Source organism: Geobacillus sp. WSUCF1, from assembly GCF_000422025.1.
Lineage (GTDB): Bacteria > Bacillota > Bacilli > Bacillales > Anoxybacillaceae > Geobacillus > Geobacillus zalihae.
Genome location: NZ_ATCO01000042.1, coordinates 1 through 21,710, shown reverse-complemented (window position 1 = coordinate 21,710; position 21,710 = coordinate 1). Strand labels below are relative to the sequence as shown.

Annotated in this window: 23 protein-coding genes and 1 tRNA gene; 18 read left to right on the top strand and 6 right to left on the bottom strand. The window is 53.6% G+C overall.

What is annotated here, in order from left to right; all coding sequences use genetic code 11:
- The first annotated feature begins 142 nt into the window (after positions 1-142).
- The gene (locus I656_RS10850; protein WP_033005089.1) at positions 143-1,579 is read left to right on the top strand and encodes a sodium/proline symporter; all 1,437 of its coding nucleotides are present in this window, start codon (positions 143-145) and stop codon (positions 1,577-1,579) included.
- Positions 1,580-1,635: 56 nt separating this feature from the next.
- Here the strand turns inward: I656_RS10850 and hpaB are convergent, their stop codons facing one another.
- Both hpaB and I656_RS10860 read right to left on the bottom strand, forming a co-directional pair.
- Positions 1,636-3,081, bottom strand: a complete 1,446-nt coding sequence (hpaB, locus tag I656_RS10855) for a 4-hydroxyphenylacetate 3-monooxygenase, oxygenase component (protein WP_033005087.1) — start codon at positions 3,079-3,081, stop codon at positions 1,636-1,638.
- Between the two features lie 92 nt (positions 3,082-3,173).
- A complete protein-coding gene (locus I656_RS10860; RefSeq protein ID WP_020754429.1) occupies positions 3,174-3,653 on the bottom strand; it encodes a diguanylate cyclase in 480 nt (159 codons plus the stop codon).
- A 182-nt stretch (positions 3,654-3,835) separates the two neighbouring features.
- Between I656_RS10860 and I656_RS10865 the strand changes: the two genes are divergently transcribed.
- The 8 genes from I656_RS10865 (at position 3,836) to I656_RS18595 (ending at position 10,521) form a co-directional block, all read left to right on the top strand.
- Complete coding sequence (locus I656_RS10865) at positions 3,836-4,351, top strand: DoxX family protein (RefSeq protein ID WP_015375231.1); 516 nt, start codon at positions 3,836-3,838, stop codon at positions 4,349-4,351.
- Positions 4,352-4,604: 253 nt separating this feature from the next.
- Complete coding sequence (locus I656_RS10870) at positions 4,605-6,260, top strand: class I adenylate-forming enzyme family protein (protein ID WP_033005086.1); 1,656 nt, start codon at positions 4,605-4,607, stop codon at positions 6,258-6,260.
- Positions 6,261-6,319: 59 nt separating this feature from the next.
- Positions 6,320-7,867, top strand: coding sequence for an acyl-CoA carboxylase subunit beta (locus I656_RS10875; RefSeq protein ID WP_020754426.1), 1,548 nt, complete (start codon positions 6,320-6,322; stop codon positions 7,865-7,867).
- Between the two features lie 333 nt (positions 7,868-8,200).
- Positions 8,201-8,485: an autorepressor SdpR family transcription factor gene (locus I656_RS10880; RefSeq protein ID WP_015375228.1), complete on the top strand. Its 285-nt coding sequence runs from the start codon at positions 8,201-8,203 to the stop codon at positions 8,483-8,485.
- Positions 8,472-9,119, top strand: a complete 648-nt coding sequence (locus I656_RS10885; protein WP_015375227.1) for an SdpI family protein — start codon at positions 8,472-8,474, stop codon at positions 9,117-9,119. The genes I656_RS10880 and I656_RS10885 overlap by 14 nt, the downstream gene beginning before the upstream one ends.
- Before the next feature lie 24 nt (positions 9,120-9,143).
- A complete protein-coding gene (locus I656_RS10890; RefSeq protein ID WP_015375226.1) occupies positions 9,144-9,926 on the top strand; it encodes a YhfC family intramembrane metalloprotease in 783 nt (260 codons plus the stop codon).
- On the top strand, positions 9,923-10,291 hold the full coding sequence (locus I656_RS10895; protein WP_015375225.1) for a VOC family protein: 369 nt from the start codon (positions 9,923-9,925) through the stop codon (positions 10,289-10,291). The genes I656_RS10890 and I656_RS10895 overlap by 4 nt, the downstream gene beginning before the upstream one ends.
- 92 nt (positions 10,292-10,383) lie before the next feature.
- Complete coding sequence (locus I656_RS18595; RefSeq protein ID WP_015375224.1) at positions 10,384-10,521, top strand: hypothetical protein; 138 nt, start codon at positions 10,384-10,386, stop codon at positions 10,519-10,521.
- Positions 10,522-10,567: 46 nt separating this feature from the next.
- Here the strand turns inward: I656_RS18595 and I656_RS10900 are convergent, their stop codons facing one another.
- A complete protein-coding gene (locus I656_RS10900) occupies positions 10,568-10,750 on the bottom strand; it encodes a small acid-soluble spore protein H (protein ID WP_011231614.1) in 183 nt (60 codons plus the stop codon).
- A 207-nt stretch (positions 10,751-10,957) separates the two neighbouring features.
- On the opposite strand from I656_RS10900, the gene bioF reads away from it, so the two are divergent.
- Entirely contained in the window at positions 10,958-12,130 is a 1,173-nt protein-coding gene (bioF, locus tag I656_RS10905; RefSeq protein ID WP_020754421.1) for an 8-amino-7-oxononanoate synthase, read from the top strand.
- An 80-nt stretch (positions 12,131-12,210) separates the two neighbouring features.
- Here bioF and I656_RS10910 read toward each other — a convergent pair.
- The 3 genes from I656_RS10910 to I656_RS10920 form a co-directional block, all read right to left on the bottom strand.
- A tRNA-Pro gene (locus I656_RS10910) sits at positions 12,211-12,284 on the bottom strand.
- Positions 12,285-12,438: 154 nt separating this feature from the next.
- Entirely contained in the window at positions 12,439-12,654 is a 216-nt protein-coding gene (locus I656_RS10915; protein WP_020754420.1) for a metal-dependent hydrolase, read from the bottom strand.
- Positions 12,647-13,108, bottom strand: coding sequence for a Uma2 family endonuclease (locus I656_RS10920; RefSeq protein WP_033005083.1), 462 nt, complete (start codon positions 13,106-13,108; stop codon positions 12,647-12,649). Before I656_RS10920 ends, I656_RS10915 begins: the two co-directional genes overlap by 8 nt.
- A 135-nt stretch (positions 13,109-13,243) precedes the next feature.
- Between I656_RS10920 and I656_RS0115055 the strand changes: the two genes are divergently transcribed.
- From I656_RS0115055 to I656_RS10960, 8 genes are all read left to right on the top strand, one after another.
- Positions 13,244-13,819 carry a Uma2 family endonuclease gene (locus I656_RS0115055; protein WP_033005081.1) on the top strand — a complete coding sequence of 192 codons (576 nt, stop codon included), beginning with the start codon at positions 13,244-13,246 and terminating at the stop codon, positions 13,817-13,819.
- 174 nt (positions 13,820-13,993) lie between these two features.
- Positions 13,994-14,920, top strand: coding sequence for a glutaminase A (glsA, locus tag I656_RS10925; protein ID WP_033005078.1), 927 nt, complete (start codon positions 13,994-13,996; stop codon positions 14,918-14,920).
- 13 nt (positions 14,921-14,933) lie between these two features.
- Entirely contained in the window at positions 14,934-15,338 is a 405-nt protein-coding gene (locus tag I656_RS10930; protein ID WP_015375219.1) for a hypothetical protein, read from the top strand.
- A 428-nt stretch (positions 15,339-15,766) separates the two neighbouring features.
- On the top strand, positions 15,767-17,083 hold the full coding sequence (locus tag I656_RS10935; protein ID WP_020754415.1) for an ABC transporter substrate-binding protein: 1,317 nt from the start codon (positions 15,767-15,769) through the stop codon (positions 17,081-17,083).
- Between the two features lie 181 nt (positions 17,084-17,264).
- The gene (locus tag I656_RS10945) at positions 17,265-18,572 is read left to right on the top strand and encodes a carbohydrate ABC transporter permease (RefSeq protein ID WP_020754413.1); all 1,308 of its coding nucleotides are present in this window, start codon (positions 17,265-17,267) and stop codon (positions 18,570-18,572) included.
- 13 nt (positions 18,573-18,585) lie between these two features.
- Positions 18,586-19,413, top strand: a complete 828-nt coding sequence (locus tag I656_RS10950; protein WP_020754412.1) for a carbohydrate ABC transporter permease — start codon at positions 18,586-18,588, stop codon at positions 19,411-19,413.
- Between the two features lie 263 nt (positions 19,414-19,676).
- Positions 19,677-20,123 (top strand): MaoC/PaaZ C-terminal domain-containing protein, encoded by a 447-nt coding sequence (locus I656_RS10955; protein ID WP_015375215.1) that lies wholly within the window; start codon positions 19,677-19,679, stop codon positions 20,121-20,123.
- Positions 20,124-20,282: 159 nt separating this feature from the next.
- Positions 20,283-21,578, top strand: coding sequence for an MFS transporter (locus tag I656_RS10960; protein ID WP_020754409.1), 1,296 nt, complete (start codon positions 20,283-20,285; stop codon positions 21,576-21,578).
- The last annotated feature ends 132 nt before the right edge of the window (positions 21,579-21,710 follow it).

Sequence of the window (21,710 nt, the reverse complement as noted above, 5' to 3'; positions counted from 1 at the left end):
TGTCACCGGCACTATCGTCGCAGCCTGATGATAGTGCCATTTTTATGAAAAGGGGGTGGGATGGCGGAGCAAAAAGAGAGGGACGGACTGACAGATCAGGTGTGCGCCTGTGCAAAACCATACCAAACAGGGAGGAACAGCGATGAATGGCATCATCTTGGCGGAACTCGTGCTGTATTGTCTTGTGATGGCGGCGCTTGGCTATTGGTATGGGAAAAAGGAGATGAGCCATTCCGACTTTTTGCTTGGTGGAAAAAAACTTCCCGGTTGGGCGCTCGCGTTTTCCGAGCGGGCGACAGGCGAATCGGCATGGCTGCTGCTTGGCTACACCGGATTCGTGTTTGCGAGCGGCCTTTCTGCCATTTGGGTGGCTGTCGGTATTGTCATCGGCATTGTGTGCGCCTGGCTCTTTTTAGCCGATCGTTTCCGCCAAGAGGCGGAGCGGTACGGAGCGCTGACCTTGCCGGGCTATTTGGCCAAGCGGTTCGGCGCTCACGGGCGGACGATTTTGTGGCTTTCGACGGTCCTTATTTTCAGTTTTATGATGTTTTACTTCAGCGCGCAAATTGCGGGAGCGGGCAAGACGCTGTTTGCGGTGTTTCATATCGACCCGAAGCTTGGGATGGTCATCAGTGTGGCGATTGTCATCATTTTGTCGTACACCGGTGGATTTGTCAGCGTCGTCTGGACGGATATGATTCAAAGTGTGCTCATGTTGGCCACGCTCGTCATTTTGCCCATTGTGGCGCTCGTGGAAATTTATAGCGGCGGGTTGTCGATCAGTGAAGCGCTCCATCACGCGAAACCGGGCCTCGACTCATGGACGGGGGGAGTGACCGGTGTTGCGCTTGGGCTATTGTTGTTTAACAATTTCGCCTGGTTTTTCGGCTACCTTGGCGGCCAGCCGCAACTAAGCGTCCGCTTCATGGCGTTAAAAGACGCCCGCGAAGCGAAAACGGCGAAGACGGTCGCCATCATCTGGACGCTGTTGGCGTATGGCGGCGCCTTTTTGATTGGTCTGGCGGCGGTCGCGCTTTATCAAAATCAATCTTTCGCCGATGTTGAAACGGTGTTGCCGCACATGGCGCTCGATTTATTGCCGCCGTGGCTCGCGGGAGTGCTTTTGTCGGGTATTTTGGCCGCCATCGTGACAACGGCCGATTCGCAGCTGCTCGTGATCACGAGCTCCATCAGCGAAGATATTGTCCGCCGCTCGCTGCGCCTTCGCCTGTCGGAAAAACAGCTTGTCGCGCTTTCCCGCGCGGTGGTGGTCATCGCCGGGCTGCTTGGCTTGGTGCTGGCGATGACATCTGAGTCGCTTGTGTATTTCATTGTCAGTTGGGCATGGGCAGGGATCGGCTGCACGTTGTCGCCGGCGATTTTGCTCTCTTTCTTCTGGAAGCGGTATTCCGGCGTCGGCGTCATCGCAACGATTGTGGCCGGTTTTGTCAGCACGGTCATTTGGATTTCTTCTCCGCTTGAGGCCATCGTTAGCTCGCGGTTTACGACATTTGCCATTGCGCTGGCGGCCGGGGTGCTGTTTAGCCTGTTGTTCCCTGACCGGCAACGGACGAAGTAGCCTGCCACGCGGCTGATACGGATGCCTCCCCCGCGCGTCAGGGGGAGGCATCGCCGTCATGGCTGTTCGCTGTCCAAAAACTGACGCACGATCTCGGCGCATGCCTCTCGGTCGTACCGGTGGTAGAACGTCGTTGCAAACCGAGCCGGATCGCCGAAGAAAAACCGCTCATACAGCGTTTGCCGCGTCCCGAAGGCGCTCATCGCCATATCCCAGGCGAAGCGGAACAGCCGCACCCGTTGTTCGGCGGGAAGCGTCGCCGCTTGCAAGTACCGATCCAAATCTGGACGGAGCGGGGAAGAAAAGTCCGCTTCCGTCGGCAGGCAGACAAGCCCGCTGGCGCCAAGCAGCTGAATGATGTCGGCAAAGCGTGGATACAGGCGCTGGTATAAAAAGGCAGCAGCGTAAAGCGGGGCGGCGTCCGGCACCATTGTGCCGCGCCGGTCTGGTTTGGCATGGAGTTCCGAGGCAAGGAGCATTCCCCTGAGCGCCTCCAAAGCAGCGGCGATTTCTCCGATTTTTTCCTGCACATGCTGGTACCCGCCGATTTGGATCGCCTCGCTAAGCAGTTCCACCGCCCCAAGGAAAAACTCGGTTTTGACAATGCGCCGCGCCAACACTTGATGCAGCAGCATAATGGACAGGTGGGTTTCCTCATCCAGTTCTTTGGCAAGCCAGGCGTTTTTGTAGAAAAATACCCGGTCCCAGGGCACAAGCACTTCATCGAATACGACCATGGCATCGATTTCATCAAAGCGCGAGCCAAGAGGGGCGTCAAACGACGAAGTTCCTGCAGCCAACGGCGGCCGGCAAACGAACTTCAGCCCCGGCGTATTGCTCGGGATGGAAAAGGCGTACATGTATTCATCGCCAAGAAGCGTCCCGCCGGCCGGCAAAACGAGCAGTTCATCGGTCATGCCGCCTTGGGTGGCGAGCAGGCGGGCGCCTTTGATGAGGAGTCCGTCCGCTGTTTCACGGACGACTTTGGCGGCGATCGGCCCGCCGTCTTCTTCCATATAGCCGAGGGAGCGGTTCACTTGCGGATTGACGAACGTATGGGTAAAGGACAAGTCATTGGCGACCGCCCGCTCATATAGACGCTCGATATGCTCGGCATAGGACGGGTGCTGCTGTCCAAAAAAGTCAGCCGCAGAGGCAAGTGCCATCACCGCGGTATTCATGTAATCAGGAGAGCGCCCCATCATCCCGGCGGTCAGGCGTGCCCATTCCTGAAACGCCAAGCGCCGGTGTTCGAGATCTTCTTTTGTCATCGGCCGCAAAAACGATGCGCCGGCCAGTTCCCCCGTTGATGTGTGGAATGTCAGCACCGGCTGCTTCGTTGGGTCGTGCTGGGCATCGTATAGACGCGCCTGGCTTCGGATCGCGCCGGCGAAGGCCGGGTGCTCCGACAACTTTCCCACGACCCGCTCGCCGTTGATCCATACATTGGACCGAAGATGGTCAATGCGCTCGATATATTGGGTTCCGTTAATAATGGCCATAGTTTCCATCCCCTTTTTCCGTAAAAGCCGTTTATGACCATTGTATGCGCGCCTAGGAAAAAGGGGAGGGATTCATTCACGGACGAAACAGGCTACTTCCGTCCGGTTGCGCCCGTTTTGCTTGGCCCGATAAAGCGCCTGATCGGCAAGGGAAAGAAGGGACTCCGCGCCTTCATTTGGCTGTGGGACGGCGACGGCGGCTCCGACGCTGACCGTAACAACACAAGCAGCAGGGGAGGAATCGTGCGGAATGGCGAGCGTTCGACGTTTGCCCGCACCGCCTCAGCGGCAGCCGCTGCTTCGGACGGCGAAGTGTGCGGCAAAATGACGGCAAATTCCTCACCCCCATAGCGCGCTGCCGTCCCGCCGTATTGCTTGGCTGTTTGTTCAAGCGACAAGGCGACTTTGCGCAAACAGTCGTCCCCGCATTGATGGCCGTACGTGTCGTTGAACCGTTTGAACGCATCGATGTCGACCATCATGACGGCAAACGGCGCTTTCTGCCGCTTTGTGCGTTCCCACTCGCTGGCGAGGCGCTCATCGAATGAACGGCGGTTGGCGATGCCGGTCAATCCGTTTTCCTATGGATAAAGACCTAATGCTTAATATTGTGAATGGATCTCGTAGTCATAATTCCACCATAACTTTTTGAATATATTGTGAAATGGTGAGCAAATATGCTCCGCCAGACGAAAAAAAACGATTAAGATAAAAGTGTAAAGAACATTTTCTAAAACGAAAGGGGAGAAATACGATGGTTGTCAAATGGTTGCGCGAGCACGTCACAGCGTCGTGGTTGATGATGGTGTTCCGGTTGTATTTAGGGTATGAGTGGGTAATGGCGGGATGGGGGAAAATCACGCAAGGGTTTGACGCCACCGGATTTTTAAAAGGAGCGTTGGCGAAAGCCGCTGGGGAACATCCGGCCGTGCAAAGCTGGTGGGCGGCGTTTATCGAACACGTGGCGTTGCCGAATGTCGGATTGTTCAACGTTCTTGTGCCATGGGGTGAATTTCTCGTCGGGATCGCGCTCATTCTCGGATTGTTTACGACGTTTGCCGCCCTCATGGGAGCTGTTATGAACTTCGCCTTCATGTTCTCAGGCACGACGAGCACGAACCCGCAAATGGTGCTTCTTACCGTCTTTCTCCTCGTCGCCGGGGCCAATGCGGGACGCTGCGGTTTGGACCGTTGGGTGTTGCCATATCTCCGCCATTGGTGGATAAATAAAACGCATCGTCCACACCGTCCGGCTACGGCGCATCAATGACCGCCATCAAGCCGCGTAAGCTGCGCCGGGCTTTCCTCCTTTTCCGAACGGCCGCTCCTTCTCCAACGTGGAAGGGGGTGGTCGTTTGCCGCGTCGGATAAAATGATTGGCTGTTCGAGAAAGGAATTTGGCGAATGACGGCGAAATGATATGCATATGGATGAAGCAGGAGACATGAACAAGTATTTGAAAGCGTTTTCTGCAAGGTAACATACTAACCGTTCAGTATTTTTTATAAGGGATGGTGAAACGAATGAATGAAACACGCCCATACTGGCCGAGCGGGCTGCCGAAGGAACTCCGCTATGAGCTCGGCGAACAGCCGCTCTATGGCTATTTGCGCCATCGCGGCGAACGCGAGGAAAACGAGCCGGCGTACATTTTCTATAACAAGGTGATCACGTGGGGAACCTTGCTCGATCACGTTCACCGTTTTGCCCGCTATTTGCGGGAAAAAGGGGTGGGGAAAGGAAGCTATGTCGCTTTGTACATGCAAAACTGCCCGCAATACATCATCGCTCACTTTGCCGTTCAGCAGCTCGGCGGCATTGTCGTCCCGCTCAACCCGATGTACCGCGAATCCGAGCTCGCCTATTTTTTCGCTGAAGTGCCGCTTGCCGGCATCATCGCCGGAGAGGAAGGAGTGCCGCGCGTTCGACAAGCGGAACAACAAACAGCGCCGTTGTCGTTTACCGTATCGTGCCATTACGGCGAGTACCCTGATCCATCTGGAGAGATCCCACTTTGCGAGGAGGTGCTGCAACCGAAGCAGGCGTGTGAAGGCGTGGATGAGTTCGCCGCCATCATCGCCGCTTATTTGCCGTTTGATGAAGCCGCCCCTATTGACTTATGGAACGATGTCGGGCTGATCATTTTTACCTCAGGGACGACCGGACGGCCGAAAGGAGCGATGCTGACATACGGCAACGCGCTGTTTAAGACGGCTGCATCCGCGCAGGCGAACCGGCTGACGGAAAAAGCGGAAGTGCTGATGGCCCATTCGCCGCTTTGCCATATTGCCGGCATGGTGATGGGACTGAATACGCCGGTGTACACGGGACATCCATGCGTGCTGTTTACCCGCTTTGATCCGATGGCGACGATCAAAGCCATCGAAACGTACAAAGTCACGGCATGGTACAGCATCGCGCCGATGAATGCGGCCATTTTGCAAGTGCTGTCAACCACCTCTGCCGACTTGTCGAGTTTAAAACGCAACTTGGCGACGAGCTTCGGTCTGCTGGTGACGAAAGACCTTGCCGAGCGGTGGGCGGAAGCGACCGGCGGCTGCCTGTTGTACGAAGCCGCCTACGGGCTGAGCGAGACGCATACGTGCGACACGTTTATGCCGGATGACCGTGTGAAATTTGGATCGTGCGGCATCCCGACATATGAGACGGACATTCGCATCATCGACCCGGAAACGAAACGGGAGCTTGGGCCTGGGCAGTCGGGGGAAATTGTCGTCAAAAATCCGGGGGTTTTTCAAGGCTACTTCCGCCGCGATGACGCGACGAGCGAGACGCTGAAAGACGGGTGGGTGTACACGGGCGATATCGGGTATGTCGATGAAGACGGCTATTTGTATTTCCAAGGGCGGTTGAAAGAAATGATTAAAGTGTCCGGCTACAGCGTCTTTCCGGAAGACGTCGAGGCACTGTTGAACGAACATCCGGCCGTCAAGCAATGTGCGGTCATCGGCGTGCCTGACCCGATGAAAGGGGAAGTGCCGAAAGCGTTTGTCGTTCTCCATGATTCGTACAAAGGAAGGGTGGCGCCGTCTGACTTGATCGAATGGGCGAAAGCGCATATGGCGGCGTTCAAATATCCGCGCTATATCGAGTTCATCGATGAACTGCCGGCGACGCCGTCAGGCAAAGTATTGCGAAAGCTGCTTCCGAGGGAATAACATCGCGGCGGGGTTTTGGCGCGGGCCGCCCCGCCTTTTTCTGGAAAAGGGGGATCACGATGGAGAATTTGCGGCAATTAACAGACGAATTGATGGCGAAAAAAGCGCGCGCCGCGCTGGGCGGCGGCGAGGAGAAAATCGCCAAGCAGCACGCGAAAGGGCTGCTGACGGCTAGAGAGCGGATCGACCTGCTTGTCGATGCCGAAACGTTTGTCGAGTTCGGACAGCTGAACACATCCGACCAGCCCGGCTTGGAAGAAACGACGTACGGAGACGGGCTTGTCGCCGGCATCGGCAAAGTGAATGGCCGCTCGGCGGTCATCATCGCCGGGGATAAAACGGTGCTCGCGGGAACTGAGGGGAGCGTTCATTTGCGCAAGTCGCGGCAGATGCATGCGTTGGCTGTCAGAAACGGCTTGCCGATGTTTTTCCTCCATGAAGGCGGCGGGTTGCGCATGCCGGACGGGATGGGGTCGGACGGAATCAGCGATAAACTGTTTCCACGCGAGCTGCTCACCCACCACCGGCAAGTGCCGACGATGGCGGCGATTTTAGGGGACAGCTACGGCGGTCCGACATGGACGGCGGTCAGCTGCGACTTTGTCACGCAGCTGAAGGGGACGTGCATGGCGATCGCTGGACCGCGCATGCTTGAGTTGGCCAACGGGCAGCGCGTCGCGCCGGAAGAGCTCGGCGGCGTCGACATCCACCATCAATACACCGGACAGATTGACGCCGATGGCAAGACAGAGGCAGAATGCATTGGGCAACTAAAAAGGTTTTTTTCGTACATGCCGCAAAATGCGAACGAGCGGCCGCCGCTGCGGAAGACGGACGATGACCCATACCGGATGGTTGAGGAAGTGTTTTCAATTTTGCCGGACAAACGTAGCCGCGTCTATGATATGCGAAACATCATCGCCTGCCTTGTTGATGAAGGGGACTATTTTGAGTACCAGAAACAATTCGGCAAGGCGCTGATCGCCGCTTTGGCGCATCTAAACGGCCATGTCGTCGGCATCATCGCCAATCAGCCCAACCAATACGCAGGAGCGCCCGGGCCGCAGGAATGTCAAAAGGCGACGGAATTCATTTGCTTGTGCGACTCATACCATATTCCGCTCATCTTTTTGCATGACACACCGGGGTTTCGCATCAGTGTCGAGGCGGAAAAAGCGAAAATGGCGACGAAAATCATGGTGTGGAATCAGGCGCTGGCGCTATCCACTGTCCCGAAAATCTCCGTTGTCATCCGCAAAAGCATCGGCGCGGCGTACGGCAATATGTGCGGGCCGGGGATGGGAGCGGATGTTGTTGTCGCTTGGCCGAGCGCGGAAATCAATTTCACCGGTCCGGAAGTCGGCGTCAACGTCGTATACGGCCGCGAACTTGAACGCGCCGACCACCCGCACGAGCGGCGTCAGGAGCTGCTCAAGCAGTGGTCGTTTGACAGCTCGCCGTATGGAGCGGCGCGCAAACATTTGATCGATGACGTCATCCATCCAGCAAAGACGCGGAAATTCCTTTGCCAGACACTTGAATATTTGCTGACATCGAAGCGCGAAAAAAGCGAGCGGCTGCTCGCCGCTTGGCCGACGGGGTTTTAATGGAAGCTAATGGGAAATCCCCCCTCTGCCAGTGGTGGAGGGGGCTGTGCTTGGCTATTTCTCTTCCATGGAGGGGGAGCAGCCGCCCGTCGCATGTGAGATATGAAAAGTCGAAAAATACATTGACAATCCAATGGAAATGGAATATTCTTTAATTAGAAAGATGTCTAAATATCGAATGTTTTTGTCCGTATTTAGATAATTTCCTAAATGTCTAACTATAGACCGGCATGAAAAATCGTTTGCATGCGCCGCACGCGAAGCTGTGATAAACGAAAGATGCCCCTTTAGCGGTTTATCCAACGAAAACTCGTTTGCAAGGTGGAATCGCCATTGTCATTCAACGAAGCGTTTAAAGCGATCGCCGATCCGACGCGGCGGAAAATTTTATCCTTGTTGCGGAACGGGGAGTTGACAGCAGGGGAGATCGCTTCGCATTTTGATATGCAAAAACCGAGCGTCTCGCATCATTTGAAAATTCTCAAACAGGCTGATTTGGTGCAAGACCGGCGTGAGGGACAGCATATCTACTACTCTCTGAACACGACGGTGTTTCAAGATTTGCTGCGCTGGTTTTACGATTTTGTCGAAAGGGGAGAGAAACATGTGGAAGAGTAATCGGCTTGCGATCATGCTTACAGTTTTCGCCTATGTCATCAGTCTGGCTGCCATTCCTTATTTGCCGGATCAAGTGGCCATTCACTGGAACGCAGCGGGTGAAGCCGACGGCTTCAGCAACAAATGGTTGGGTGCCTTCCTTCCCCCCTTATTGATGACACTTCTCATCATGTTGATGGGAGTGTTGCCGAAGTTTGACCCGAAAAAAGAAAGTTACGGCCGTTTTCAAAAAAGCTATCGCATTGTCAACGCGGCGCTCGCCTTCTTTTTCTTGCTCCTGCATATCGCAACATTGGCGTACAATCTCGGAGTTCCGGTCGATGTTGGACGGCTTGTGCCGATTGGTGTCGGAGTGCTGTTCATCGTGTTGGGAAACTACATGCCGAAAATCAAACCGAATTATTTTATCGGCATCCGCACGCCGTGGACGTTGGAAAGCGAGGCCGTTTGGAACAAAACGCACCGCCTTGGCGGCAAGGTGTTTATCGCGATGGGGATTTTGTCGATGCTCACCGCGTTTTGGCGCGGAGAGATGAGGGCTGTTTTGTTTCTCGTCATCATCGTTGTCGGCAATTTGTATCTCATCGTTCAATCGTTTCTTTATGAGCAGCAAGAACAGCGCAACCGTTCATAAATAAGCGGCAGGGGGGAGAGGGACGTGGGAATGATCGGTGCGGCGGTGCAGCTTGCCATTTCACTGCTTGTTCCTGTTGGTCTCGCATGGTACGGGAGAAAAAAAGGATGGCTTTCATGGAAAGCGCTCGGCGTCGGGGCTGTTGTGTTTCTCGTTTTCTCACAAGTATTGGAAAAAGCGCTGCACATCGCTGTGCTCGAACCGGGCCGGCCAGCGTTAAAAGGAACAGACAGCGTTTGGCTCTTTGTCCTGTACGCCGCGCTCGCCGCTGGCGTGTTTGAAGAACTTGGCCGCTATGTCGGGTTCCGTTGGCTGCTAAAGCAACATCGCGGATATGGCGATGGTTTATCATTCGGGCTTGGGCACGGCGGGACGGAAGCGGTATTGCTCGGGGCGGTTGGCGCGGTCAATGTCATCGTGCTTGCGAGCTTGATTCAATCCGGATCATTCGACAAAACGATCGCCCCATCGCTTCCGGCAGGACAGGCGGAGCTGATCAAGGAGCAAGTGTTGCACACGCCGTTTGCGATGTACGTGTTAGGCGGCTTGGAACGGCTGTTTGCGCTTACAGTGCACGTGGCGCTGTCGCTCCTCGTTTTGTTTGGGGTGCGGGAGAAGCAATTCCGCTATGTCCTGTACGCCATTTTGATCCATGCGGCGATGGACGTGATGCCGGCGCTTTACCAAGCGAAAGTGGTCACGAACGTTTGGGCGGTCGAAGCGGTGCTGCTTGTTTGGGTGCTCGCCGCTGTTTCGTTCATCCGCCGCATACAACCGGCATTCGAACAGGGAGGGGAAAACCGATGATTCGTGTCAAACGGCTTGACCATGTGCAAATTTGCATTCCGTTTGGCGCCGAAGACGAAGCGCGCGCCTTTTACACCGGTGTGCTTGGTTTTCAAGAAATCGAAAAGCCGGCATCGCTGAAAGGAAACGGTGGGCTTTGGTACAAAGTCGGCGATATCGAGCTCCATATCGGGGCGGAACAACGCGACGGCTACAACAGCAAAAGCCACCCCGCTTTCGAAGTGGAAGATGTGGAAGCGGCGCGCCGTTATTTGGAAGAGCACGGCGTCGCGACGCAAGACGAAAAACCGATCCCAGGAGTGAAGCGCTTTTCATTTCGCGATCCGTTCCGCAATCGGATCGAGCTGTTGGAAAAAATCAGGTGAAACCGTGCTTGAGGCGAGAAGGGCCGCTTTCCCCTTCGCTATCGTAAACCCGTCTCATTTGGGGCATGCTAGGGATGAAGGAGGGGAGGGCGATGAAACGGAAACCGGACAACCAACGCGCCGGGCATCCGGCCCGCGCCGCCGACACACGGACGGCAGGCCGGACAGCGATGAAGGAACAAACGGTGCAAGAGGCCTACAAAGAGCGGGAAGAGCTGACGGCCGATTAAATCAAAAAGCGGGAGAAAGGACGCGTCCTTTCTCTCGCTTTTTTCGTTACGAATGCTCCTCTAAGCTTGCGACCGGCACGCTTTGCTTTTGATTTGGGTTGTCAAGCGGGTGGATCGTTGCTACGCCTTTTTGTTGGTCAACATGCTCAATGTAAATGCGCTGGCCGTTGTACGTGACGTTTGCCATCACCGGCGACGACGCGATTTCTTGCGCCCGACGGACGTCCATTTCCACCACCTCCTTTTTGCCGATAACACGCATAGTATGACATGTCTGCGATTGAACTATGCATGCGGTCGAGGGTGGAAAAGAATAATTTCCAAAACAATGTGCTAAATAATCAATTAACAAAACCGATCATCTTTTCCTAGCCGAGTTGCGGGTTTTAATGTAAACTATTTTTTATAAACAGTTTACATATAAGGAGGGATAGGGATGAAAACCGAACTAACCGCCCAACTGCTCGAATGGGAACAAAAAGCGCAAAAGCGCCAGCTGCGCCGGGCAGAGGCGTCAGGCGCTTCGGTCATGTTGGACGGAAAGCCGATGTTGAATTTAGCGTCCAATAATTATTTAGGGTTAGCGGATGATAGGCGGCTGATTGAGGCGGGCTGTGAGGCGATGCGAACCTACGGAGCCGGAGCGGGCGCGTCGCGGCTCGTCGTCGGCAATCATCCGCTCTATGAGCGGGCGGAAGCCGCATTGAAACAATGGAAAAGAGCAGAAGCGGCGCTTATTTTCAACAGCGGCTACACGGCCAACATCGGCGTATTGACAGCGTTAGTCGGCCGCGATGATCTTGTTTTTAGTGACGAGTTGAACCATGCGAGCTTGATTGATGGCATCCGCTTGAGCAAAGCCGCCTGTTTCTGCTATCGGCATAACGACATCGATCAGCTGGAATCATTGTTGAAGCAATCTCCGCCCGATAAGCGGAAATGGATCGTCACCGATGCCGTCTTCAGCATGGACGGCGATCTAGCGCCACTACCGAAGCTTGTCGAGTTGAAACGGCGCTACCGCGCGATGTTAATTGTCGATGAAGCACACAGCGGCGGTGTGTTTGGACCGAACGGCGAAGGGCTGCTTCACCATTTCGGGCTTGAGAAGGAAGAGGATGTAATCGCCATCGGCACCTTCAGCAAAGCGCTTGGCAGCTTTGGCGCGTATGTAACAGGAGAGCCGTGGCTGGTCGACTATTTGATCAACAGCGCCCGCAGCTTCATTTTTACCACCGCCTTGCCGCCGGCGGTTCTCGCCGCCAATGAAGCGGCTATTCATATCGTTCAATCCGAGCCAAAGCGGCGCGAGCGGCTGCACGCCTTAAGCGAACAGTTCCGCACGAAACTGAAACAGCTTGGGTTTGACACCGGCGGCAGCGAGACGCCGATCGTTCCGGTGATCGTCGGCCCGAACGACCAGGCTGTGGCGATGAGCGAGTTGCTGCAGGAAGCGGGCCTTGCCGCAATCGCCATCCGGCCGCCGACCGTCCCTGAGGGAACGGCGCGCATTCGCTTTTCCATCACCGCCGCGATGACGGAAGAAGACATTGATATGGCGGTTGACCGTATCGCTTGGGCAGGAAGGCAGATTGGATTGATTTCATAGGGAAAAACGGCGTCACGAGGAGGAAACGCGTGAGAGAACAAAAAAACCAGCCGAACGTTTTTTCGGCTGGTTTCCTTCGATCGGGATGACAGGATTTGAACCTGCGACCCCACGCACCCCATGCGTGTGCTCTACCAAGCTGAGCTACATCCCGAAATGGTTTGTCAGACATACTTCATTATACAAGAAAAACGGGATAAGATCAATGGCTAATTTTTCAGGAAATCAGAAAAGGATGCCGTTGTCGGCATCCCCGATGTTAACAAAAAAGAAGGCTTCGTCTGTCAGGGCTGTGCCGCCGAATGAGGTTATGCCATCGATGAAACAATTCGCTCCAATTGTTCGCGAATATCGCCGCGGCATGCTTCACCGTGGTAACAGATGGCCGTCTCGATATCAAATTCAAGCAATTTGCGGACAGAGTGCATGGCTTCGCCCATATCAGGTGTGCCGCCGAATTCCGCCCATAGTCGCCCGGCTTCGGTGGAGAGGGCGTCGCCGGCGATCAACAGGCGGTTAAACACCTTGAAACACGAGCGCAGTGTCCATTGTTCCGATCACAGAATCGAACGTTTCTCCGCAGGCGATGATCGTCTCGGCGTATCGATCATGTTCGAGTGTGCACTGACGGATCGTTTTGTTGTATGGGTCAACGATCCAGTATTCTTCCACTCCGTAGGCGCAGTACAAATCTTTTTTCAGCGTCACATCGATTTTGTAGGTTGACGGGCTGACAACTTCGATGACAATGAGCGGCCGCCCCTTATAACCGCCGATGATTTTTTCAGGCCGTTCGCAATAGACAGCGACATCCGGCTGGATAAACTCGTTCATCACGTTTCCGTTCTTTTCGAGTTTCACGGACAAGTTTGAAATCGGTTGACATGGGCTTTTTCCTTTGATCATGGAAACAAGATTGTCGCAAACGATTTGATGTTCCCATGACGGGGACGGGGGCATGTTGATGGCTTCTTGCATGCTCCTCACCTCTTTTTCATTATACTTGAAACCGGTCTCCCTTGCCTACAACGGGTTGTGGAGAAAAAGAAAACGCTAGGTTGCCAGGCGGTATTCAAGTATACTAAAAAGAAAAGAGGAAAGGAGGCCGTTTTCATGCCAGCGCCGGAAAAAGGGCAGCCGTTTACTTATGCGCAATATATGATGCTTGACGAAGATGTACGCTATGAGGTCATTGATGGCCAAGTCTTCAACATGTCCCCCGCTCCGACGCCGAAACATCAGGCCGTGCAACGTGAATTGTTGGTGGAATTTGCGGCCTATTTGCGTGGAAAAACATGCACCGTATTTGGCGCTCCGATCGACGTTTGTTTGGCGGATCGGGATGATCCGGAACAAATTCGCGAATGGGTTGAGCCGGATCTTGTCGTTGTCTGCGACAAAAGCAAAATTCGCGAAAAACGAATTGTCGGCGTGCCGGATCTCGTTGTGGAGATTATTTCAAAATCGACGGTGCGCAAGGACAAAATTGTCAAATTTCACCGTTATGAGCGGGCAGGGGTGAAAGAATATTGGATTGCCGATCCGATGAATGAGACGATTGATGTCTATGTGCTCGAAGAAGGAAGATTCCGCCATCAAGGGATGTATGTCCGCGATGATACGATTCCTGTCCGTCTGTTTCCCGGATTTGCGATCGAATTAAAAAACGTATTTGCCGAAGAAGAATAAGAAAAACGGCTGCTGTTCAAACAGCAGGTTCAGGCCGCCGACTGGAGGAGAGCGGGGCGGTTTTTGCCGGCGGTCCGCTTGGCGAGGGCAAAGCGCCCCCCCTGTCTGAAATCGCCGCTGTTTGCATCGTTTGGGCATAGAAACGGAAAAAACAGGCGATACTAACGATCGGTGATGCCTGTGTACAGTCAAGAACAATTGGTCCGCTTTGTCGAAGAAGCGAAACAGTACGCCCGCTATGGAAAAGTAGCCGATTACATTCCCGCCTTGGGCAAGGCCGATCCAAATGAACTGTCAGTTGCCGTTTACACCCCGGACGGCAAGGTGGCAAGCGCCGGGGATGTGACGGTGAAAGTGACGCTGCAAAGCATTTCCAAAATTCTTGCCCTGGCCCTTGTGTTGATGGATCACGGAGAAGATGAAGTGTTCCATAAAGTCGGCATGGAGCCGACGGATTATCCGTTTCATTCCATTGCCAAATTAGAGGAAAAGCCTGCCAAGCCGCTGAATCCGATGATTAACGCCGGCGCGCTTGTCGTCACGTCGATGATTCAAGGCGGCTCGGTGTCCGAACGGCTGGAACGGCTGTTGGCGTTTGTTCGCCGATTGGCGGGCAACGAACAGATCGCGTATTCGGAGGAAGTGGCCCGCTCCGAATTTGAAACCGCGTTTTTGAACCGTTCGCTTTGCTATTTTCTCAAGCAGCATCGTATCATTGACGAAGATGTCGAAGAGCTGATGGATTTGTACACGAAGCAGTGCGCCATTGAAATGACGTGCATCGACCTGGCGCGCATCGGCTTGGTGTTCGCGCTTGACGGGCGCGACCCGCATTCGGGCGAGCCGATCATGCCGCTTGATGTCGCCCGCATTTGCAAAACATTTATGGTCACGTGCGGCATGTACAACGCATCTGGGGAATTTGCCATCAAAGTCGGCATTCCGGCGAAAAGCGGCGTTTCAGGCGGCATTCTCGCCGCCGTCCCGGGCCGGTGCGGCATCGGTATTTTCGGCCCGGCTCTCGATGATAAAGGGAACAGCTTGACCGGGGTGAAACTGCTCGAGCGGCTGTCAAAAACGTATTCATTAAGCATTTTCTAAGGAGGCAATCACGATGAAAACATTTACGGTCCAGTTTCACCGCGAAGACGACGTCGAAGCGATGAACGTCGGCAAGTTGAGCCAAGAGGATTTTGACAAGGCGACCGAGGGCGGGACGCGGCATCTGTTTGACCTTGACACCAATATCGGCTATTTCGTCTTTTTCGACGCTGAGGACAACGAAGGCAACGTATCGTATTTAATGCTTCAATATGAAGAAGACAACGAAGACCCGAGCGCGTGCTACAGCTTTGAGCTGAAAGACTTTTACGAATTTATGGCGCTGTATTTGAACGACCTTGAATTCGCCGACGAAGAAGAAATGACGGAAGACGGCGAAGAGGAATACGGACCGATCCACCACCTGGCGCATTTGCTTTATCATATCGTCGAGGAAGGGAAGACGGTGGAGGTGTGAAGGAACATCCCAAGCGAGTTTGCTTGGGGTTCTTTGTTTATAAAGCAAAAAAAGCATTTAGGGACTTGACGAACGATTTTTCGGCAATGTAAGATGATTTTGTAATCGATTACATAACCAAGGTGCAAAAAGAAGCTGGCAAAGCGGGCAGGGTGACCGACGGCCTAGACAGGTTGCTTTGGTTGAACAGGGAAGCATGGGAACACTGCACGTTTTCAGCTTCGAGAGGAAAGAAAAAAGCGGACATGAGGGTGTTCATCGTTTTGTATGTAATCGATTACAAAGAATGTGTATAGACAAGCAGTGGGGGATGCCAAGTCAAACGTCAATGGATGTCATGTCCAGGGGGTGATTGGGGCAGTCGAAGCAACCACTATACGCGATGCCATGCGGTGTTTGACAAATCCAAAATTTAAAGGGGGAGAATCATGGTGAAAAAGACACTCAAAACATCGGCTGTTTTGTTAGCGCTTACGATGGGGCTCGCGGCATGCTCCGGCGGCCAAAGCGAGAGCCAGACGGGCCAAGACAGCAAAAAAGAAGCAGGAAACACGGGCGAGTCGGAAAAAGTGAAAATTGTCTATGCCCGCGGCCAAGATTCCACGAAAGCGACCGAAAAAATCATCGAAGCGTTCGAAAAAGCGCATCCGAACATCGATGTTGAATTTCGTGAAATGCCGGCTGACACCGGGAAGCAGCATGATGCTTACGTTACGATGTTAAATGCGCAGTCATCGGAAATCGATGTCATGGATCTTGACGTCATTTGGCCGGCGGAGTTTGCACAAGCGGGTTATACGCTGCCGCTCGACCGTTTTATTGAGAAAGACGGCATTGACCTCAGCAAATACAACCAAGGGGCGCTTGCGGCCGGCAACTTTAATGGCAAGCAATGGGCAATGCCGAAATTTATTGACACCGGTATGCTGTTTTATCGCACCGACCTCGTGCCTGAGGAGAAAGTGCCGAAAACATGGGATGAATTGTTAAAGACGGCAAAAGAGCTGAAAGGAAAAGGCGGCACGAAGTTCGGTTATTTGATGCAGGCCAAGCAGTATGAGGGGCTCGTCTGCAACGCGGTAGAATTTATCGCTTCGTATGGAGGGAAAATTGTCGACGAAAACGGCAACGTCGTCGTCAACAGTCCCGAAGCTATTAAAGGTTTGAAAAAAATGGTCGAAATCGTTCAATCGGATGTCGTGCCGAGCAACGTGACAACGTTTATGGAACCGGAATCCCATACCGCGTTCATTGAAGGACAATCGCCGTTTATCCGCAACTGGCCTTATCAATACGCGCTAGCGAACGACAAAGAACAATCGAAAATCGTCGGCAAAGTCGGCGTGGCTCCGCTTCCGGCCGGAGACAAAGGTTCGGCTGCCGCGCTGGGCGGCTGGATGACCGCGATCAACAAATATTCGAAACATCCGAAAGAAGCATGGGAATTTGTCAAATTTATGACGGGGCCGGAGGGGCAAAAAATTTCTGCGATTTACGGCGGTTTAGCGCCAACGCTTCCGGAATTGTTTAAAGATCCAGATGTCTTAAAAGCCAATCCGTTCTTTGCGGAAGAAGGATTTGTCAATGCGTTGAACGCCGCTGTGCCGCGCCCGGTCGTCCCGAACTATCCAGAAATTTCGGAAATCATCCAAATCAACGTATCGAAAGCGCTGGCCGGGGAGCTGACGGTCGAACAAGCTGTGGCCAATATGGAAAAAGAAATGAAAGCAGCCTTGAATAAGTAAGTCGAATGACTGGGTCGGCGCTTGTGGCCGATCTGAATCCGGCCAACGCCGGCCAATGCCCCATCAGCCAAACAAAGAACGCCATGTTGTTTGACCACTTTCGGTTCATTAGCCTTCAGGCCGTCATCTGCCCGGTGCTGAAGGCTAATATCCTTTTCCAAGCAGAAGGGAGAGAACAGCGATGAGGAATGAAAAGCGAATGGAGCGCCTATTAGGCTATTCGCTCGTCGCGCCGGCCATGCTGCTCATTTTAGCGATCGCCATTTGGCCTGTCATCCAGTCCTTTTATTACAGCTTGTTCGACTATCGGCTCAACGACCCGACCAAATCGTCGATTCACTGGAGTTACAGCCTCGATCTGGAAGGATATCTACAAAACTATCCGTTCCTCAAAAGCGCTCTTAAGCAGGAAATGGCGGCTGCGGATGGACAAACGAAACAAACGTTGGCGCAAATCGAACAAAAGCTCGCGAAACTGGATGCGGCGATCCGTTCGAATGATCAAGTGGCAAGGCAATATGACAAAGTGAACGAAGTGCTCGACAATTTCGAGACGCCAAGCGATGAGCTGAAGATCGTCGAGCTGGACAAACAGACGGCCGAGCGGCTGACCGACACGGTTGATGATGTCGTCCGAGCGCTGAAGGAGATGAAAAAAGCGGGCGAACTGCAGCAGGCGGATAAAGTCGTCGGCTTGGCCGAAGGGCTCGAAGGGGTTGTGATCGAGCCGAACTTTGTCGGCCTCAAGCATTATAAGGACAGCTTCAGCGACATGCGCTTATGGAAGGCGTTATGGAATACGACGTTCTTTACGGTCGTGTCGGTCGCCATTGAGCTAGTGTTAGGGCTCGGAATTGCGTTGCTCATCAATAAGGCCTTTTTTGGACGAGGGGTGGTGCGGGCGACGATTTTGATTCCGTGGGCGATTCCGACTGCCGTATCGGCGCTGATGTGGAAATTTTTATATGATGGACAAAACGGCATTGTCGCCCATTATTTTGAAACAATCGGTTTGGTCGACCGGATGGGAGATTTGTTGACGACGGAAGCGGGGGCGATGTTTGCGGTCATTTTTGCCGATGTATGGAAGACAACCCCTTATATGGCGCTTTTGCTGCTGGCCGGGCTGCAAACGATTCCGAGTTCGTTGTATGAGGCCGCCTCGATCGACGGGGCCACCAAATGGCAGCAATTCACCCAAATCACGCTGCCTCTGTTAAAATCAAGCATTTTAGTCGCATTGTTGTTCCGCACGCTCGATGCGTTCCGCGTGTTCGACCTGATTTACGTCTTAACCGGCGGAGGGCCGGCGAACTCGACGGAGACGATTTCGATTTTAGCGTATAAAGTCATGTTCTCGCAGACGAATTTCGGCGCGGGGTCGGCGCTGGCGGTCGTTGTATTTCTCTGCGTAGCCATCATTTCGATGATTTATATTAAGTGGCTTGGAAAGGATTTGCTGTCTGACAGCGCGAGTGTGAAACGATAAGCGAGGTGGGATCATGACGAAAAAAGCAGGTCCGCTCTTTTACGTGTTTTTAGCCCTGTTTGTGTTCTTTGTGATGTTTCCGTTTTTATGGGTTTTGCTCAGTTCCATTAAGCCGCTTAGCGAATTGTTTGGCGACAAAGCGTTCGATTGGTTGACGAGCCATCCGACCTTAAAATCCTATGTATCGGTCTTTGTCAATTACCCGTTTTTGCGCTATTTATGGAACAGCACGGTCGTGGCGACCATTACGACGGTGTATACGGTCTTTGTCGCCGCGTTTGCGGCTTATGCGATCGCGCGCCTTGAATTTAAAGGCAAGACGGTCATTCTCGGCTTGGTGTTGGCTGTATCCATGTTTCCGCAAATTGCCACCATTTCTCCGATTTACATGTTTGTGAAAAAGTTCGGGTTGACGAACAGCTACTTAGGATTGATCATTCCGTATACGACGTTTGCCTTGCCGTTGTCGATTTGGCTGCTTGTCACCTTTTTCCGTAAGATTCCGTTTGACTTGGAAGAAGCGGCGAAAATGGACGGGGCGACGCCGATGCAGACGTATTTTAAAATCATTTTGCCGCTCGCTGTGCCAGGGGTGTTTACGACGTCCATTCTCGTCTTCATTGCCGCATGGAACGAATTTTTATTTGCCTTGACGATCAACACAGCGGAAACATACAAAACCGTTCCGGTCGGCATTGCCATGTTCCAAGGCCAGTATACGATCCCGTGGGGCGAAATTTCTGCAGCCACCGTGGTGGTGACGATCCCGCTTGTGATCATGGTGCTGTTGTTTCAGCGCCGCATCGTCTCTGGGCTCACGTCCGGCTCGGTAAAAGAATAAAGAACGAACATGAAAAAGGATGCCAGGTGAGCATCCTTTTGTTTTTTGGGTAATGCCCATTTTGAAACACGAAACAGAGGAGGAGCAGTTCTATCCGCTTCACTCCGTTCATATGTTAATGACAGACGGCTGGCGGGGAGGGATGCGCAAAGGAAAATCTACACAGACAATATTCTGAATATTAGAAAAATATAGCTGTCAGACCGGAAGGGGGTGGAATTTCATTTTACTCTTTTTTGCACCAATCAAGAGGAGGGGAAGGCGTGCGATTTGACCGTCCGTTTGAACAGTATGCACTTGGCGAGCGCCACCGTTCGCGCGGGCGGACGATTACCGAAGCTGATATTGTGCAGTTTGCCGGCGTTTCCGGTGATTTTTATCCGCTCCATCTCGACCGCGAGTACGCACGGCAGACGCGGTTTGGCGAACGGATCGCCCACGGGATGCTGACAATGTCGGTGGCGACGGGACTATGGGTGATGGAGCCGGGATGTGTGCTCGCTTTTTACGGCATCGACGCGCTCCGCTTCGTCCGTCCGGTGAAAATCGGCGATACGATTTACGTGGAATCGGAAGTGAAGCGGTTGACGGAACGGGGCGAGGAAGCCGGGCTCGTCACGGTGCATCAGCGGATTGTCAACCAGCGGGAAGAAACGGTCGTCGATGCCGTTGTGCATGTGCTTGTAGCGCGGGAAGGGAAAGCTCCATGACGGGCTTGTGAAACGTCATGACGGTCTGACAAAGAAACGAGTCCATGACGGTTTGTTTTTGGAAGCGCTAACATTATGTTCGTTTTTTTGCTATCATCCATTTGTTTTTCCGTTTCCATGAGATGCGCGCACTTTGATTGCGTGAAAGGGGTGTTGTGAATGGCTGTAACGATGATGGATACGGTGGAATTGAAGCGTCAAAAAAAGCGGGCGGCGATTTCCAGTGTGGTCGGCACGACGATTGAATGGTACGATTTCTTCCTTTACGGGACGATGGCCGCTCTCGTGTTTCCACAATTATTCTTTCCAGAGGGAGATTCGTACGTCGCCCTGATGCAATCCTTTACCACCTTTGCGTTAGGATTTATCGCCAGGCCGGTCGGCGCCGCGATTTTCGGCCATTTCGGCGACCGCATCGGCCGGAAGGCGACGTTGGTCGCCACGCTGCTGTTGATGGGATTGGCGACGGCGTTGATCGGCCTGATGCCGACCTATGAGCAAATCGGCCTGTGGGCGCCGGTGCTGGTGACCGCGCTGCGTCTCATTCAAGGCATTGGCGTCGGCGGGGAATGGGGCGGCGCAATTTTGATTGCGATGGAGTGGGAAGAAGGCAAACGGCGTGGGTTTATGGCCTCGCTGCCGCAAATGGGCGTGCCGTTCGGGCTGTTGTCCTCTTCCCTTGTGACGACGCTGATGCTTGCGGCTGGCGGCGACAGCTTTTATGCGTGGGGATGGCGCGTTCCGTTTCTCATAAGCTTCCTTCTCATCGCCATCGGGCTGTACATCCGGCTGAAAGTGCTCGAATCGCCGCTGTTCCAAGAAGCGATGAAAAAACAAGAGACGAGCAAGATGCCGGTCGGCGAGGTGCTGGTCAAGCATCCGCGCGAAATTCTATGGTCAGCGCTTGCGCGGGTGATTGAAAACGGGTCATTCTACATTTTTGTCACGTTTATCGTCAGCTATGGGACGACATTTTTGGGGATGGAAAAAAGCATTTTCGTCAATGTGACGATTATCGCTGCGGTGATCAACGCGCTTTCGATCGTCTATTCCGGCCATTTATCCGATCGGTGGGGCCGCCGCCGCGTCTACATGACGGGCACGATTTTGTTGATGCTTTGGGCGTTTCCGTATTACTGGCTGGTCAATACGAAAAGCGTCGGGCTCATCTTCTTGGCGACGGTCGTGGCCATGGTGTTCCACGGCATGCTGTATGGCCCGCAGGCGGCCATGATCGCGGAAAACTTCCCGACGCGGCTTCGCTACAGCGGCGCTTCGCTCGGCTACCAGCTGGCCTCGATCATCGCCGGCGGCCCAGCCCCGCTCATCAGCACGTGGCTGTTGCACAAATACGGCAGCGCCACCGCCATCTCCTTCTATATCGTCGTCATGGGCTTGATTTCACTCGCTGGGGTGAAAATGCTGCAAGACCGTGCGCGCCAGGCGATTGATTAGATGAATCGGACTGAACACCACTATGGGCGCTTTGCGTTCGGGCAAAGGCGCTTCTTCTTGCCGCCTGCTAAGGATGACGGTGGGCGGGATATGTTTGCCTTACACGTTCATGCTCATGATAATGGTGTGGTG